The organism is Gordonia sp. B8661-1, from assembly GCF_059427765.1.
Map to the genome: position 1 here is coordinate 454214 of NZ_JCAHRL010000003.1, position 16236 is coordinate 470449.

16 protein-coding genes and 1 riboswitch are annotated in these 16236 nt (G+C 67.9%); all 16 genes read left to right on the plus strand.

Going from position 1 to position 16236, the window contains the following annotated elements; all coding sequences use genetic code 11:
- The first annotated feature begins 19 nt into the window (after positions 1-19).
- The 16 genes from fmt (at position 20) to secG (ending at position 16225) form a co-directional block, all read left to right on the plus strand.
- Positions 20-952 (plus strand): methionyl-tRNA formyltransferase, encoded by a 933-nt coding sequence (gene fmt / locus AC4JJG_RS09565; protein ID WP_495400708.1) that lies wholly within the window; start codon positions 20-22, stop codon positions 950-952.
- Positions 949-2397, plus strand: a complete 1449-nt coding sequence (locus tag AC4JJG_RS09570) for an RsmB/NOP family class I SAM-dependent RNA methyltransferase (RefSeq protein WP_495400707.1) — start codon at positions 949-951, stop codon at positions 2395-2397. The genes fmt and AC4JJG_RS09570 overlap by 4 nt, the downstream gene beginning before the upstream one ends.
- 22 nt (positions 2398-2419) lie before the next feature.
- On the plus strand, positions 2420-3127 hold the full coding sequence (gene rpe / locus AC4JJG_RS09575) for a ribulose-phosphate 3-epimerase (RefSeq protein ID WP_495400706.1): 708 nt from the start codon (positions 2420-2422) through the stop codon (positions 3125-3127).
- A gap of 16 nt (positions 3128-3143) precedes the next feature.
- On the plus strand, positions 3144-4172 hold the full coding sequence (ribD, locus tag AC4JJG_RS09580) for a bifunctional diaminohydroxyphosphoribosylaminopyrimidine deaminase/5-amino-6-(5-phosphoribosylamino)uracil reductase RibD (RefSeq protein WP_495400705.1): 1029 nt from the start codon (positions 3144-3146) through the stop codon (positions 4170-4172).
- 72 nt (positions 4173-4244) lie between these two features.
- A riboswitch (FMN riboswitch) is annotated at positions 4245-4398 on the plus strand.
- Positions 4399-4463: 65 nt separating this feature from the next.
- A complete protein-coding gene (locus tag AC4JJG_RS09585; RefSeq protein ID WP_495400704.1) occupies positions 4464-5096 on the plus strand; it encodes a riboflavin synthase in 633 nt (210 codons plus the stop codon).
- Positions 5097-5099: 3 nt separating this feature from the next.
- Positions 5100-6440 (plus strand): bifunctional 3,4-dihydroxy-2-butanone-4-phosphate synthase/GTP cyclohydrolase II, encoded by a 1341-nt coding sequence (locus tag AC4JJG_RS09590; RefSeq protein WP_495400703.1) that lies wholly within the window; start codon positions 5100-5102, stop codon positions 6438-6440.
- The gene (gene ribH, locus AC4JJG_RS09595) at positions 6437-6940 is read left to right on the plus strand and encodes a 6,7-dimethyl-8-ribityllumazine synthase (RefSeq protein WP_495400702.1); all 504 of its coding nucleotides are present in this window, start codon (positions 6437-6439) and stop codon (positions 6938-6940) included. The genes AC4JJG_RS09590 and ribH overlap by 4 nt, the downstream gene beginning before the upstream one ends.
- A 47-nt stretch (positions 6941-6987) precedes the next feature.
- Positions 6988-7419: a PH domain-containing protein gene (locus AC4JJG_RS09600; RefSeq protein ID WP_495401017.1), complete on the plus strand. Its 432-nt coding sequence runs from the start codon at positions 6988-6990 to the stop codon at positions 7417-7419.
- Positions 7420-7551: 132 nt separating this feature from the next.
- Complete coding sequence (uvrC, locus tag AC4JJG_RS09605; protein WP_495400701.1) at positions 7552-9570, plus strand: excinuclease ABC subunit UvrC; 2019 nt, start codon at positions 7552-7554, stop codon at positions 9568-9570.
- Positions 9563-10447, plus strand: coding sequence for an RNase adapter RapZ (gene rapZ, locus AC4JJG_RS09610; protein WP_495400700.1), 885 nt, complete (start codon positions 9563-9565; stop codon positions 10445-10447). Before uvrC ends, rapZ begins: the two co-directional genes overlap by 8 nt.
- A complete protein-coding gene (locus tag AC4JJG_RS09615) occupies positions 10444-11454 on the plus strand; it encodes a gluconeogenesis factor YvcK family protein (RefSeq protein WP_495400699.1) in 1011 nt (336 codons plus the stop codon). The genes rapZ and AC4JJG_RS09615 overlap by 4 nt, the downstream gene beginning before the upstream one ends.
- A 213-nt stretch (positions 11455-11667) precedes the next feature.
- Positions 11668-12645, plus strand: coding sequence for a DNA-binding protein WhiA (whiA, locus tag AC4JJG_RS09620; protein WP_495401016.1), 978 nt, complete (start codon positions 11668-11670; stop codon positions 12643-12645).
- A 168-nt stretch (positions 12646-12813) separates the two neighbouring features.
- Entirely contained in the window at positions 12814-13836 is a 1023-nt protein-coding gene (gene gap / locus AC4JJG_RS09625) for a type I glyceraldehyde-3-phosphate dehydrogenase (RefSeq protein ID WP_495400698.1), read from the plus strand.
- 33 nt (positions 13837-13869) lie between these two features.
- Positions 13870-15081 (plus strand): phosphoglycerate kinase, encoded by a 1212-nt coding sequence (locus tag AC4JJG_RS09630; protein WP_495400697.1) that lies wholly within the window; start codon positions 13870-13872, stop codon positions 15079-15081.
- On the plus strand, positions 15081-15875 hold the full coding sequence (gene tpiA, locus AC4JJG_RS09635) for a triose-phosphate isomerase (protein WP_495400696.1): 795 nt from the start codon (positions 15081-15083) through the stop codon (positions 15873-15875). The genes AC4JJG_RS09630 and tpiA overlap by 1 nt, the downstream gene beginning before the upstream one ends.
- Before the next feature lie 116 nt (positions 15876-15991).
- Positions 15992-16225, plus strand: a complete 234-nt coding sequence (gene secG, locus AC4JJG_RS09640) for a preprotein translocase subunit SecG (RefSeq protein WP_495400695.1) — start codon at positions 15992-15994, stop codon at positions 16223-16225.
- Positions 16226-16236: the final 11 nt, after the last annotated feature.

Genomic DNA, 16236 nt, shown 5'->3' on the forward strand with positions numbered 1-16236 from the left:
GCGGCAACGAGAGGTTCGTATGAGGGTCGTATTCGCCGGCACACCCGACGTGGCGGTGCCGTCGCTGACACTGCTGTTGCAGTCGCCGCAGCATGAGGTCGTCGGTGTCATCTCCCGTCCGGACACGGTGTCCGGACGCGGGCGCAAGGTCTCCCGATCGCCCGTCGCGACCCTCGCCGACGAACACGGCATCGAGGTCATCACGCCACGCAGGCTGGGGGAGCCGGAGGTCATCGAGACACTGCGGTCCTGGCGGCCTGACTGCGGCGCCGTGGTGGCCTACGGCGGGCTCGTGCCGCCGGCTCTGCTCGAGGTGCCCACGCACGGCTGGATCAACCTGCACTTCTCCGTGCTGCCCGCATGGCGCGGCGCAGGCCCGGTGCAGGCGGCCATTGCGGCGGGTGACGAGTTCACCGGCGCGAGCACCTTCCGGCTGGAGGAGGGTCTCGATACGGGGCCGGTTTTCGGAGTCATCACCGAACGCATCACGGACACCGATACCAGTGGAGATCTCCTCGGCCGGCTGTCGGAATCGGGTGCGCAACTGCTGGTCGCGACTCTCGACGGGATCGCCGACGGCTCCCTGGCTCCCGTCCCGCAGGAACGCGACGGGATCAGTCACGCACCGAAGGTCGAGGTCGATGACGCGCGGGTGCGCTGGGATCTGCCCGCTCACATCGTCGATCGACGCATCCGGGCGCACACGCCCGCTCCGGGCGCATGGACGACGCTCGACGGCACCCGCATCAAGATCGGGCCGGTGCAGGTGGAATCCCCACCGGGCGAACAGATTCCGCCCGGCCGCCTGGTCGTCACCAAGAAGGCTGTGTCGGTGGGCACGGCCACCGCACCCGTCGTGCTCGGACAGGTGCAGCCACCCGGCAAGAAGCCGATGCCCGCCGCCGACTGGGCGCGCGGGGCGCGCCTCACCGATGGGATGGAACTGTCATGATTCGACCGGACGACCGGCGCGGTACCTCGTCGCGCGGGGGATCGGCACGAACCCCGTCGCGTGGTGCCTCGGGCAACGCGAAGATGACGCGGGACAAGGCCGTGGACGCGCCGCGCGCCGCCGCCCGGGACACACTGCGGGCGGTCCGCGAACGGGATGCCTACGCCAACCTCGTACTGCCGAAGATGTTGCGGGAGAGAGGGATCACCGGGCGCGACGCGGCTCTGGCGACCGAACTCGCCTACGGCGCCGCCCGTGCCCAGGGTTTGCTCGACGCGGTCATCGCGGCGGCCGCGAAACGTCCGGTCGACGAGATAGACGGGGCGGTCCTCGACGTTCTCCGGCTCGGCGCCTACCAATTGCTGCGCACGCGGATCGGCGCGCACGCCGCCGTGTCGACATCAGTCGACCTCGTGCGCTCCGAGGCGGGCATGGGGCCGGCCGGGTTCGTGAACGCGGTGCTGCGCAAGGTATCCCAGCGCGACGAGGAACTCTGGATCGATGAACTCGCGCCGTCCATCGCCGACGACCTGATCGGCAACCTGGCTTTCCGGTACGCCCACCCGCGGTGGATCGCGCAGGTCTTCGCCGACGCGCTCGGGGGATCGGCCGGTGCGCTGCAGGCCGCGCTGGCCGCCGATGACGACCGCCCGCCGGTGCATCTCGTCGCCCGTCCCGGGTTCATCACCGCCGAGGAACTGGCACTGACGAGCGAGGGCGACATCGGCCGCTATTCGCCGTATTGCGTGTACCTGCCGGGCGGTGATCCGGGAGACCTGGAGGCGATCCGCGACGGCTATGCGGGTGTCCAGGACGAGGGCAGCCAGCTGGTCGGCCGCGCTCTGACGGTGGCCGATGTCGCCGACGATCAGGGGCGTTGGCTCGACATGTGTGCCGGACCGGGCGGCAAAGCAGCACTTGTGGCCGCGATCGCCGACATCGACGGTGCGCATCTCGACGCCATCGAGATCTCCGAGCACCGTGCCGATCTGATCCGGAAGGCCGTCCGGGATCTGCCGGTCGACGTGCATGTCGCCGACGCCCGCGACTCCGGACTCGAACCGGGCTTCGATCGCATCCTCCTCGACGCGCCGTGCAGCGGACTCGGCTCGTTGCGCCGACGACCCGAGGCGCGGTGGCGCCGGAAACCGTCCGATGTCGAGGAACTCGTGGTGTTGCAGCGAGAGCTTCTCGACGAGGCGCTGCGACTCGTGAAACCCGGTGGGGTCGTGGTCTATTCGACATGCTCACCCCATCCGGCGGAAACCGTCGAGGTCGTCGACGCGGTGCTGGCCGACCATCCCGGAGTCGAACGGCTCGATGCCCGCGAGCTCGTGCCGGTGCCCGCCGACGAACTCGGCGACGGCCCGGACGTACAGCTGTGGCCACATCGGCACGGCACGGACGCGATGTTCCTGGCCGCGCTGCGGCGAACCGCGGACTAGGCGCCGCCTACAATCTGGGGTCATGTGTGAGCGCCCCCAGCATCCGATGATCGCCCCGTCCATCCTGTCCGCGGATTTCGCCAACCTGGCGTCGGAGGCGCGCGCGGTCTCGGGCCCGGGGCCCGAACGTGCCGACTGGCTGCACGTCGACGTGATGGACAACCACTTCGTCCCCAACCTCACCCTCGGCCTGCCGATCGTCGAGAGCCTGCTGAAGGTCACCGACATCCCCCTCGACTGTCACCTGATGATCGAGGACCCGGCCCGCTGGGCTCCGCCCTACGCGGAGGCGGGCGCACACAACGTGACCTTCCACGCCGAGGCCACCGACGATCCGATCGCCGTCGGCCGGGACATCCGCGCGGCGGGCGGCAAGGCGGGCCTGGCCATCAAGCCGGGCACCCCTGTCGAGCCCTACCTGGAGATCCTGAAGGACTTCGACACCCTGCTCATCATGAGCGTCGAACCGGGCTTCGGCGGTCAGAAGTTCATCCCCGAGGTACTCGGCAAGTCACGCCTGATCCGCGAACGCATCGACGCGGGAGAGCTGAAGCTACTGGTGGAGATCGACGGCGGCATCAACGCCGACACCATCGAACAGGCTGCCGAGGCGGGCATCGACTGCTTCGTCGCCGGCTCCGCGGTCTACAACACCGCCGACCCGGGAGAGGCCGTCGCCGCACTGCGCGCCGATGCCGCCGCGGCCGGTGGTTGGCCGCACGCCCACTGAATCGATCGGTCCCGCGATGACCCCCGACACTGCTGCCATCGATGCCGCGATGTCCGATGCGCTCGCTCAGTCGCGTCATGCACTGGGCGTCAGTTCACCGAACCCTCCGGTGGGAGCGGTCATCCTGGATTCGGCCGGACACGTCGTCGGACGCGGTCACACCCAACCGGTCGGCGGCCCGCACGCCGAGGTGATGGCGTTACGCGAGGCGGGCGACGCGGCCCGGGGCGGTACCGCGGTCGTCACGCTGGAGCCCTGCGCACACACCGGGCGCACCGGACCCTGTACCGACGCGCTGCGCGACGCCGGTGTCACCACCGTCCACTACGCGGTCGATGACCCCAATCCGCAGGCCGCCGGCGGTGCGGACGTGCTCCGGGCGGCGGGCATCGACGTGCACGCCGGTACGTCGGCCGCGGTGGTTTCCGCAGGGCCGTTGCGCGGGTGGCTGTTCCGGCAACGACACGGACGCCCGTTCGTGACGGTCAAGATGGCGACCACGCTCGACGGCCGGGTGGCCGCCCCGGACGGCACCAGCCAGTGGATCACCGGCCCGGACGCGCGGGCCCGCGCACACCGGCAGCGCGCCGAGATCGACGCGATCATCGTGGGGACCGGCACCGTGCTGCGCGACGATCCGTCACTGACCGCGCGCGACGCACAGGGCGCTCTGCGTGACCACCAGCCGATCCGAGTGGTGATGGGCACCCGTGATCTGCCCGAGGGGGCTCGGATCACCGACAACGCCGCGAGCACCGAACACATCCGCAGCCACGACCCGGCCGAGGTCCTGGCCGCGCTACCGGACGCACTGTGGGTGCTCGTCGAGGGCGGACCGTCGATCATCGGTGCATTCATCGAGGCCGGGCTCGTCGACGAGATCGAGGCGTATCTGGCGCCGGTCGTGCTCGGCGCCGGGGCCGCGGGCGTCGAGATCCCCGGCGTCACCACGCTGAGCGATGCCCACCGGTTCACGGTGTCGGACACGGAGAGATTGGGCGAGGACGTCCTCGTCCGCCTTGCCCGCGGGACGTCGTCGGCGTGACGAAAGCCACCGAGATTTACTCAGCGAGGTGGCTAAATGTCAGTCGTGTGGTGATCGTGCTAATTTCGATAGCAGAGTTCTCGGGGCGGGGTGAAATTCCCCACCGGCGGTGATGGTGTCGAGTGAATCGGACATCGAGCCCGCGAGCGCCTGCCGAGTGGCAGGGACAGCAGATCCGGTGTGAATCCGGAGCCGACGGTCAGAGTCCGGATGTGAGAGAACCTGGCGGCCACCGACGGCCCCTCTTCTCACGTCACCTTCATGCTCCGGGTTCGCCAGCGAGGAGCAGGAGTGTTTACCGGAATCGTCGAGGAACTCGGCACCATCGTGCGCCGGGAAGAACTGCCGGATGCCGCACGACTCACCGTGCGCGGACCGCTCGTCACCGAGGATGCGAAATTCGGTGACTCGATCGCGGTCAACGGAGTCTGCCTCACCGTGGTCGAACAGACCCCCGGCGAATTCACCGTCGACGTGATGGCCGAAACCCTGCGCCGCAGCTCACTGGCCGCGCTCACCGATGGCAGCCCGGTCAACCTCGAACGCGCCATGGCGGCGGGCGGCCGTTTCGGCGGACACATCGTCCAGGGACACGTGGACGGCGTCGGTCGCGTGCTCTCGATCTCGCCCTCGGACAACTGGACCGTGGTGCGCGTTGCCGTGCCCGCCGAGCTGTCCCGCTACATCGTGGAGAAGGGTTCCATCACCGTCGACGGGGTCTCCCTGACCGTCGCGACGCTGGGCGAGGATGATGGCGGGGGTGGGTGGTTCGAGGTGTCGCTCATCCCGACCACGCTGCAGGAGACCAATCTGGGGACACTGGCCGTCGGAGCGCCGGTGAACCTCGAGGTGGACGTGATCGCAAAGTATGTCGAGCGCCTGCATCCCGCCCTGCGGGACGCCCAGGTGTCAGGAGTGGAGTGAACGATGTCCAGTGAAGCCATTCGGCCGGACGAATCCGTAATCGACAGCACCACAACCGATTCCGGCGCGGGCACCCGATTCGACACGGTGGAACGCGCCATCGCCGACATCGCGGCCGGCAAGGCCGTGGTGGTGGTCGACGACGAGGACCGCGAGAACGAGGGCGACCTGATCTTCGCCGCCGAGAAGGCGACGCCGGAGCTGGTGGCCTTCATGGTGCGTTACACCTCCGGTTACCTGTGCGTGCCGCTCGACGGCGACGACTGTGACCGGCTCGGGCTGCCGCCCATGTACTCGATGAATCAGGACAAACACGGCACCGCGTACACCGTGACCGTGGACGCCCGGGAAGGCATCGGCACCGGCATCAGCGCCTCCGACCGTGCGGCGACCATGCGGCTGCTGGCGAAGCCGGACAGCACCGCCGCCGATTTCACCCGCCCCGGACACGTGGTTCCGCTACGAGCCAAGGAGGGCGGCGTGCTGCGTCGCCCCGGCCACACCGAGGCCGCGGTCGACCTGGCCCGTCTGGCCGGACTCACCCCCGCCGGCGTCATCTGCGAGATCGTCAGTCAGAAGGACGAGGGTTCGATGGCGCAGACCGACGAACTGCGGGTCTTCGCCGACGATCACGATCTGGCCCTCATCTCGATCGCCGATCTGATCTCGTGGCGCCGACGCCACGAGAAGCATGTGGTGCGGGTCGCCGAGGCGCGGATCCCCACGCGGCACGGGGAATTCCGTGCGGTCGGCTACTCCAGCATCTACGACGAGACAGAGCACGTCGCCCTCGTGATGGGTGACATCACGGGCGCAGACGGGGCCGGACACGACGTATTGGTACGTGTGCATTCGGAGTGCCTCACCGGGGACGTCTTCGGTTCCCTCCGGTGCGATTGCGGACCGCAACTGGACGCGGCGATGGAGATGGTGGCCGCCGAGGGCCGGGGCATCGTGCTCTACATGCGCGGTCACGAGGGACGTGGCATCGGTCTGATGCACAAGCTGCAGGCATATCAGCTGCAGGACGCCGGAGCCGACACCGTGGACGCGAATCTCGAGTTGGGGCTCCCCGCCGACTCCCGTGATTACGGGCTGGGGGCGCAGATCCTCGTCGATCTCGGGGTGAGCTCCATGCGGCTGCTGACCAACAACCCGGCGAAACGCGTCGGCCTCGACGGCTACGGTCTGCAGATCGTCGACCGCGTACCGATGCCGGTCCGGGCCAACGCCGAGAATCTTCGCTACCTGCGCACCAAGCGTGACCGGATGGGGCATGACCTCATCGGACTCGACGAGGCGGGCTTCGCCATCGACGCCGAGCAGTCGGGAGACAGCGCATGAGCGGTCAGGGCGAACCCACCCTCGATCTGTCGGACGCCTCCGGACTGCGGCTGGCCATCGTGTCGTCGCAATGGCATGCGACGATCTGCACCGCGCTGCTCGACGGTGCGGTCCGGGCGGCAGCCGCGGCGGGCGTGCGCAATCCGACGATCGTGCACGTCGCCGGTGCGATCGAGCTGCCGGTGATCGTGCAGGCTCTGGCCCGCACCCACGATGCGGTCGTGGCGCTCGGCGTCGTGATCAAGGGTGAGACACCGCATTTCGAGTACGTCTGTGATGCGGTGACCGCCGGTCTGACCCGGGTGTCCCTCGACGAATCGACGCCCGTCGGCAACGGCGTGCTCACCACGCTCGACGAGCAGCAGGCGCTGGACCGTGCCGGACTGCCGGATTCCAAAGAGGACAAGGGAGCTCAGGCGGCAACCGCTGCCCTCGCGTCGGCGCTGACGCTGCGCGCCCTCGCCGCCGGCGAACCCTCCTCCGGGAAGCAGGCGGTGTGAGCCGGACGCAGGACACCGGACGGGCCACGACGGCGCCGGCCTGGGATATGGAGTACCGGCCACGGCGTATGCCGATGATCGCGATCATCGCGGCCGTCGTCGTGCTCGCGATTCACATCACCTTCGGTGCGTTGCTCACGATCTCGGACACCGGCGTGAAGAACATCGGAACCGGAGACCAGGTGGCGCTCGTGGTGATCGGCGTGGTGATCGCGGGCGCCATCCTGCTGTTCACGCGGGCCCGCCTACGCGTCGGCCCGCAGGGCGTCGGAGTCCGGAACCTGGTGGGGGAGCGGATCTTCGAATGGGACCGCGTCCGCGGACTGACCTACCCGGACAAGGGCATCGCCGCCCGGCTTCTGCTGCCGGAGGACGAACACGTTCCCGTGCTGGCCGTGCAGGCCTGGGATTCCGATCGGGCGGTCGACGCGATGAACCGTTTCCGGGAGATCGAGGAACGCTACCGCACCGGGGCCTGATCGTCCGCTCGGCTGCTCGGAGTTCGACCTCGTCCAGCTTCCCGGTGGCGACGTCGCAGACGAAAGCCGCGGGGGCCTGCGGAAACGACCATCGACTCGGCGGTGTCACTAACGCCAACTAGCCTGTAGGACGTGGCTGATCCGATGACCTACCGTCCCGCGCCGGGAACCATCCCGACCGATCCCGGGGTGTACAAGTTCCGCGACAGCCATCAGCGCGTCATCTACGTCGGCAAGGCGAAGAATCTGCGTTCGCGTCTGACGTCGTACTTCGCCGACCTGGCGTCCCTGCACCCGAGAACCCGGCAGATGGTGACCACTGCGGCGTCGGTGGAGTGGACGGTCGTCGGCACGGAGGTCGAGGCCCTCCAGCTGGAATACAACTGGATCAAGGAATTCGATCCGCGCTTCAATGTGCGCTACCGGGACGACAAGACCTATCCGGTGCTCGCGGTCACACTGAACGAGGAGTATCCGCGACTGCACGTCTATCGCGGACCGCGCAGGCGCGGAGTGCGCTACTTCGGCCCGTACTCCCACGCGTGGGCGATTCGCGAGACCGTGGATCTGCTCACCCGGGTGTTCCCGGCCCGCACCTGTTCGGCCGGGGTGTTCAAACGTCATCGTCAGATCGACCGGCCCTGCCTGCTCGGTTACATCGACAAGTGCTCGGCGCCGTGCATCGGACGTGTGACCGCCGAGGAGCATCGTGCGATCGTCGACGACTTCTGCGAGTTCCTCGCCGGTCGCACGGACACCATGGTCAAACGTATGGAACGCGAGATGGCCGCGGCCGCAGAGGAACTCGACTTCGAACGAGCCGCCCGGCTACGCGACGACGTGACCGCGATGCGCCGGGCCATGGAGAAGCAGGCCGTGGTGCTGGGAGACGGTACCGACGCGGACGTGGTGGCCATGGTCGGCGACGAACTGGAGATGTCGGTCCAGGTGTTCCACGTGCGTGACGGCCGGGTACGTGGTCAGCGCGGCTGGGTGGTCGAGCGCGAGGACGACGACTCGCTGGGGGCGCAGGTCGGTCAGTTCATCACGCAGTTCTACGGCACGCAGGCGGATCTGGACGCGACCGTCGAGGTGAACGACGAGCGACTCGGCAGCGAGTCGGTGCCGCGGCAGGTGCTGGTGCCCGAGCTGCCCGACGACCATGAGGAACTGGAACAGTGGCTGTCCGGACTGCGCGGTTCCAAGGTGGTGCTTCGCGTGCCCCAGCGTGGCGACAAGAAAGCACTGTTCGACACCGTCGCCCGCAACGCGTCGGAAGCGTTGGCGCAGCACAAGTTACGTCGCGCGGGCGATCTGACGACGAGATCCGCGGCACTCACCGAACTACAGGAGGCGCTCGGTCTGGATCAGGCGCCGTTGCGTATCGAGTGCGTCGACATCTCGCACGTCCAGGGCACCGACGTGGTCGCCTCGCTGGTGGTCTTCGAGGACGGTCTGGCCCGGAAGTCGGACTACCGTCATTACTCCATCCGTGAGGCGGCCGGCGAGGGGCGCTCCGACGACGTGGCATCCATCGCGGAGGTCACCCGGCGGCGCTTCCTCCGCCATCGGCAGGATCAGGGCGAGCAGCCCGCGGTGGATCCGGAATCCGGTAAACCCCGCCGCTTCGCCTACCCGCCTAACCTTTTCGTGGTCGACGGCGGCGCTCCGCAGGTCCACGCCGCCGCCGCGGTGCTCGACGAACTCGGCGTCACCGACGTGGCCGTGATCGGATTGGCGAAACGTCTCGAGGAGGTGTGGATTCCGGGGGACGATGATCCGGTGATCCTGCCCAGGACGTCCGAGGCGCTGTTCCTGCTGCAGCGCGTTCGCGACGAGGCGCACCGATTCGCGATCACCTTCCATCGCAGCAAACGCAGCAAGCGCATGACCGAGTCGGTGCTCGACGGCGTTCCCGGTCTCGGGAAAGCCCGGCGGACCGCGCTGGTCACCCACTTCGGTTCGGTGGCCCGGCTGCGGGAGGCCACCCCCGAAGACATCGCCGCGGTGCCCGGTGTCGGCCTCGCAACCGCTCGTGCCGTCCGTGACGCGCTTGCCGCCGAATCGCCATCGGTGACCGGATCGGGTGACATGGGCGGAGGCGGAGCCGACCGTGGGGAGTCGACAGCCGAGGAGAAGGCCGATGAGTGATCTGACCGTTCTGTTCGTCGCCGGAATGTCCGGTGCCGGGCGTTCCACCGCCGCCAACGTGCTCGAGGACGACGGCTGGTACGTCGCGGACAACGTCCCGCCGTCGCTCATCTCGACGATGGTCGAGATGGTGCGGGAGAACGATCCCGGGCTCACGCGGCTTGCCATGGTGATCCGCGCCTCCGACGACACCCTCGGCCGGCAGCTGGCCGAGGTGCGGAAGTCGTTGGAGGCCAGCGGGGCTCGCACGAAGGTGCTGTTCCTCGAAGCCAGTGATCAGGTTCTGGTCCGTAGATTCGAACAGGTGCGCAGACGTCATCCGCTGCAGGGCAGCGAAACGCTGATCGACGGAATCGCGCGTGAGCGCACACTGCTCGCACCGATCAAGGACACCGCGGATCTGGTGGTGGAGACCTCGGCACTGACCACGGCGAAGCTCCGTGAGGTCGTCGAGGGCGTGTACCCGCACGACACCGATCAGCGGCTCAGCGTGGCGATTCAGTCCTTCGGCTTCAAATACGGCCTGCCGATCGATTCGGATCTGGTCGCCGACATGCGATTCCTGCCGAATCCCTATTGGGTGCCCGAACTCCGGGAACACAACGGCCGCGACGCCGACGTCCGCGACTACGTCCTCGGACAGGAGGACGCCGAACCGTTTCTGCGCCTCTACCTGGAACTCGTGGATGTGGTGTCCACGGGCTATCTCCGAGAAGGCAAGCGGTACATGACGATCGGCATCGGATGCACCGGTGGCAAACATCGGAGCGTGGCGGTCTCGGAGGAGATCGGGCGACGACTTCGTGAGGTGACCGGCGAGAACGGAGCCCCCCGCTACGACGTGCGGGTGATCCACCGCGATCTGGGGCGCGAATGAGCAGGCGCATCGTTGCCCTCGGTGGGGGACACGGGCTGTACGCGACGCTCACCGCGATGCGCTACCTCACCGACGATCTGACCGCGGTCGTGACGGTCGCCGACGACGGCGGATCGTCGGGGCGCCTCCGCGCCGAGTTGGGACTGATTCCGCCGGGTGATCTCCGAATGGCGTTGTCGGCGTTGATGTCCGCGCCCGCGGCGCTGTCCGCCCGGCCGGTGTCCTCCGGCCACAACGGCGCGGCGCTGGACCGCGGTGAGCATGTGATGTGGGCCGACGTCATCCAGCATCGGTTCGGCGGTCGGGGTGCCCTCGCGGGGCACCCCATCGGCAATCTGTTGCTCGCCGGGATGACCGAACTGATCGGCGATCCCGTCGCGGCTCTCGACGCGCTGATCCGGGTCTTCGACGTCGACGGCCGGGTCCTTCCGATGTCGACGGTGCCCCTCGACATCGAGGCCGACGTGTCGGGACTCGAAAGCGATCCCCGGATCAGTCGGTGCATCCGGGGGCAGGTCGCGGTCGCCACGACACCGGGAAAGGTGCGCCGCGTGCGACTGCTGCCGACCGAACCGCCCGCCTGCCCGGAGGCCATCGCCGCCATCGAGGCCGCCGACGTGGTGGTCCTCGGGCCCGGCTCCTGGTTCTCCAGCGTCATTCCGCACGTCCTGGTGCCCGAACAGCTGAAAGCGTTGCGCGAGAGCGAATCCCGGAAGATCCTCATCGTCAACCTGGCGCCCGAACCGGGGGAGACGCCCGGCTTCTCCGTCGAACGTCACCTGCACGTGCTGCACGCGCACGCCGATTCCCTGCGCATCGACGACGTCATCGTGGACGAGGCCTCGGTGCCCGCCGGCCGTGAGCGGGATCACCTCGCGCGCGCGGCGGAGTTGTTCGGTGCTGCCCTGCATGTCGGCGACCTCGCGGTGCCCGGCCGGCATGTGCACGACCCCCAGAAAGTCGCCACTCTGGTGAATGAACTGTGCGAAGGTGAATTGAATGGCTAGTCTGTCCGAGCACAGGAAGTCTCATGAACGTGCAGGGTCGGGGTTGATCGAGTCCTCGTCGGCGTCGGCCGGCGTTTCGGGACCGAATGGTCGGGGATGTTTCGTCGGGGCCGGTTGTGGTCGCCGCGACCGGATGCCGGTGGGCATCATCGGGCACGGCCGCACATCGCCCACGACAGGAGGATCGTGACAGGAGGGCAGGGACCGGTGGCGATGACCGCTGCGGTGAAAGACGAGCTGTCGCGGCTTGCCGTGACGCAGGTGAGTGCGCGCAAGGCCGAGGTGTCGGCGCTGCTGCGCTTCGCCGGTGGCCTGCACATCGTGGCGGGCCGAGTGGTCGTCGAGGCCGAGGTCGACCTCGGGAATGTTGCCCGGAGACTCCGGCGGGAGATCTTCGACCTCTACGGGTACGGGTCGGACGTTCACGTACTGCGCAGCGGCGGTATCCGTAAGGGTGCTCGCTACATCGTGCGCATCACCAAGGACGGCGAGGGACTGGCGCGCCAGACGGGATTGCTCGATCTGCGGGGCCGTCCTGTGCGAGGTCTGCCCGCACAGGTCGTCGGCGGCAGTGTCGCGGACTCCGAGGCGGCCTGGCGCGGTGCCTTTCTCGCTCACGGCTCGCTGACCGAGCCCGGCCGGTCATCGGCCCTCGAGGTCAGCTGTCCGGGGCCGGAGGCCGCGCTGGCACTCGTCGGTGCGGCGCGCCGGCTCGGTGTGGCGGCGAAGGCCCGCGAGGTCCGCGGAGCCGACCGGGTCGTGATCCGCGACGGTGAGGCGATCGGCGCACTGCTGACCCGGATGGGCGCGCACGACACGCGGCTCGTCTGGGAGGAGCGGCGGATGCGGCGCGAGGTGCGGGCGACGGCGAACCGGCTCGCGAACTTCGACGATGCGAACCTGCGGCGCTCGGCGCGGGCGGCCGTGGCGGCCGCTGCCCGGGTGGAGCGTGCCCTGGCCATTCTCGGCGACGAGGTGCCCGATCACCTGGTCGCCGCCGGTCAACTGCGCGTGACCCACCGGCAGGCGTCGCTGGAGGAGTTGGGTCAGTTGGCCGATCCGCCGATGACCAAGGACGCCGTGGCCGGTCGTATTCGCCGCCTGCTGTCGATGGCGGACAAGAAGGCTCGTGCGGAGGGAATCCCGGACACGGAATCGGCGGTGACGTCCGACCTGCTCGACGAGGCGTGAGCGCACGCGGGCGGCGAACGTAGCGGGAAATGGCGGAATCGCACCCTTACGTATGACCTCCATAGGGTGGCCTACTAGGCTGAGGCATGCCGTGGATACGTTCACGATGGTGAATGTGACCGCGATCACCCCGCAGGCTTGATGAGTAATTCGCTAAGGAGCGCAACTGTGACCATTCGGGTAGGCGTCAACGGATTCGGCCGCATCGGCCGCAACTTCTTCCGTGCCGTGGAAGCGCAAAAGGCGTTGGGCACCACCGACATCGAGATCGTGGCGGTGAATGACCTCACCGACAACGCGACCCTCGCTCACCTGCTGAAGTTCGACTCCATTCTCGGACGCCTCGACAAGGACGTCAGCCTCGAGGGCGACGACACCATCGTCGTCGGCGATCAGAAGATCAAGGCACTCGAGGTCAAGGAAGGTCCCGCCGCACTGCCGTGGGGCGACCTGGGCGTCGACGTCGTCGTCGAGTCGACCGGCATCTTCACCGACGCCGCCAAGGCGAAGGGGCACCTCGACGCGGGCGCCAAGAAGGTCATCATCTCCGCGCCGGCAACCGATCCGGACATCACCATCGTGATGGGCGTCAACGACGACAAGTACGACGGTAGCCAGAACATCATCTCCAACGCCTCGTGCACCACGAACTGCCTCGGACCGCTCGCCAAGGTCGTCAACGACGAGTTCGGCATCGTGAAGGGTCTGATGACCACGGTCCACGCGTACACCGCCGACCAGAATCTCCAGGACGGCCCGCACAAGGATCTGCGTCGCGCTCGCGCGGCGGCGACCAACATCGTCCCCACCTCGACCGGTGCGGCCAAGGCCATCGGTCTCGTGCTGCCCGAACTGCTGGGCAAGCTGGACGGTTACGCGCTGCGCGTGCCGATCCCGACCGGCTCGATCACCGACCTCACCGTCGAGCTCGAGAAGTCGCCGTCCGTCGATGAGATCAACGCCGCACTCAAGGCTGCCGCCGAGGGACCGCTGAAGGGCATTCTCAAGTACTACGACGCACCGATCGTGTCCAGCGACATCGTCACCGACCCGCACTCGTCGATCTTCGATGCCGGACTGACCAAGGTCATCGACGGCAACCTGGCGAAGGTGAGCAGCTGGTACGACAACGAGTGGGGCTACTCGAACCGTCTCGTTGACCTGTCCGGCCTCGTCGGCAAGTCGCTCTGACACCCGTTCCCCACCTCGAGGAGTAGCGCCGCCATGGGCGTACCAACACTGAAAGACCTTCTGGACGAAGGCGTTTCGGGTCGTGGAGTGCTGGTCCGGTCGGATTTCAATGTCCCGCTCGACGGGGACGAGATCACCGATCCGGGCCGGATCCTGGCCTCGCTGCCGACGCTGTCGGCACTGATCGACGCGGGTGCCAAGGTGATCATCACCGCGCACCTCGGCCGTCCCGACGGGGCACCCGACCCGAAGTTCTCGCTGGCACCGGTTGCCGCCCGGCTCGGCGAAGAACTCGGACGCAATGTCCAGTTGGCCGGTGACGTGGTGGGTAGCGACGCCCTGGCGCGCGCCGAGGGATTGACCGACGGCGACGTCCTGCTGCTGGAGAACGTGCGGTTCGATCCGCGCGAGACCTCCAAGGACGACGCGCAGCGCGAGGCCCTCGCCAAGGCCCTGGTCGAACTCGTCGGGGACGACGGTGCGTTCGTCTCCGACGGGTTCGGTGTGGTGCATCGCAAGCAGGCGTCGGTCTACGACGTCGCGAAGCTGCTGCCGCATTACGCGGGCACCCTGGTCGAGGCCGAGGTCGATGTGCTCTCCAAGCTCACCGAGGACGTCGCCCGCCCCTACGCGGTGGTGCTCGGCGGGTCCAAGGTGTCGGACAAGCTCGGTGTCATCGAAGCGCTGGCACCCAAGGTCGACACCCTGGTGATCGGTGGCGGAATGGCGTTCACCTTCCTTGCCGCACAAGGGCATTCGGTTGGCGATTCGCTCCTGCAGGACGATCAGATCGAGGTCTGCAAGGACCTCCTGGAGCGGTTCGGCGACGTGATCCACCTACCCGTCGACGTCGTGGTCGCGGACAAGTTCGCCGCTGACGCGGAGGCGAAGACGGTGCCCGTCGACGAGATCCCGGACGGCTGGATGGGTCTCGACATCGGTCCGGAGTCGGTGAAGCGTTTTGCCGCGGTCCTCTCCGGTGCTCAGACGATCTTCTGGAACGGCCCGTCGGGTGTCTTCGAGTTCGAGAAGTTCGCCGACGGCACCCGCGGGGTGGCCGAGGCGATCGCCGGGGCGACCGGCAACGGCGCCTTCACCGTGGTCGGCGGTGGCGACTCCGCTGCCGCGGTCCGCACCCTCGGACTGCCCGACGACGGCTTCTCGCACATCTCCACCGGAGGTGGCGCGTCGCTGGAGTACCTCGAGGGCAAGGAACTTCCCGGACTGAAGGTGTTGGAGAACTGATGGCGAACGCACAACGGAAGCCCCTGATCGCGGGCAACTGGAAGATGAACCTCAATCACCTCGAGGCCATCGCCCTGGTGCAGAAGATCGCGTTCGCGCTGCCGGCGAAGTACTTCGAGAAGGTCGACGTGACGGTGATCCCGCCGTTCACCGACATCCGCAGCGTGCAGACCGTCGTCGATGGCGACAAACTCCTGCTCACCTATGGCGCGCAGGACATCTCCGAGCACGATTCCGGCGCGTACACCGGCGAGATCAGCGGTGCGTTCCTGGCCAAGTTGGGCTGCACCTTCGTGATCGTCGGGCACTCCGAGCGCCGCACACTGCACGGTGAGACCAATGAGGTCGTCCTGGCGAAGACCAAGGCGGCCCTGCGGCACGGTCTGACCCCGATCGTCTGCATCGGTGAGGGGCTCGAGGTCCGCGAGGCCGGCGATCAGGTCGCCTACAACGTCGAGCAGCTCAAGGGCTCGCTCGCCGGGTTGTCCGCCGAGGAGATCGGCAAGGTCGTCGTCGCCTACGAGCCGGTGTGGGCCATCGGCACCGGCCGCGTCGCCAGTGCTCAGGACGCGCAGGAGGTGTGCCACGCGATCCGCGGGGCGCTCGCCGAGATCGCCGACGAGGCCACCGCGAACGGTGTCCGCGTGCTCTACGGCGGTTCCGTCAACGCCAAGAATGTCGGCGACATCGTCGGTCAGGCCGACGTCGACGGCGCGCTCGTGGGCGGTGCGTCGCTCAAGTCCGACGAGTTCGCCACGCTGTCGGCCATCGCCGCCGGTGGGCCGCTGCCCTGACGGGCCGCAGAGATCTGTAGACTGTTGCGGGTTGTGCCCGATGCCGCGTCAGGGGCCGGGCACACCCCGCAGCTTTCGTTTCAGAGCCCGATTAGCAGATCAAGGACAGACGACACGTGACTCTCGCACTCGACATCGGTTTGGTCGTCACCAGCGCGTTGATGATTGTGTTGGTGCTGCTCCACCGCGGTAAGGGCGGCGGTTTGTCATCGCTGTTCGGTGGTGGCGTGCAGTCCAGCCTGTCCGGTTCCAGCGTGGTGGAGCGCAACCTCGACCGCCTGACCGTCTTCGTCGGCATCATCTGGTTCATCTTCATCGTCGCGATCGGCCTCGACATCAGCCTCGGCTGACCGCACCAGAC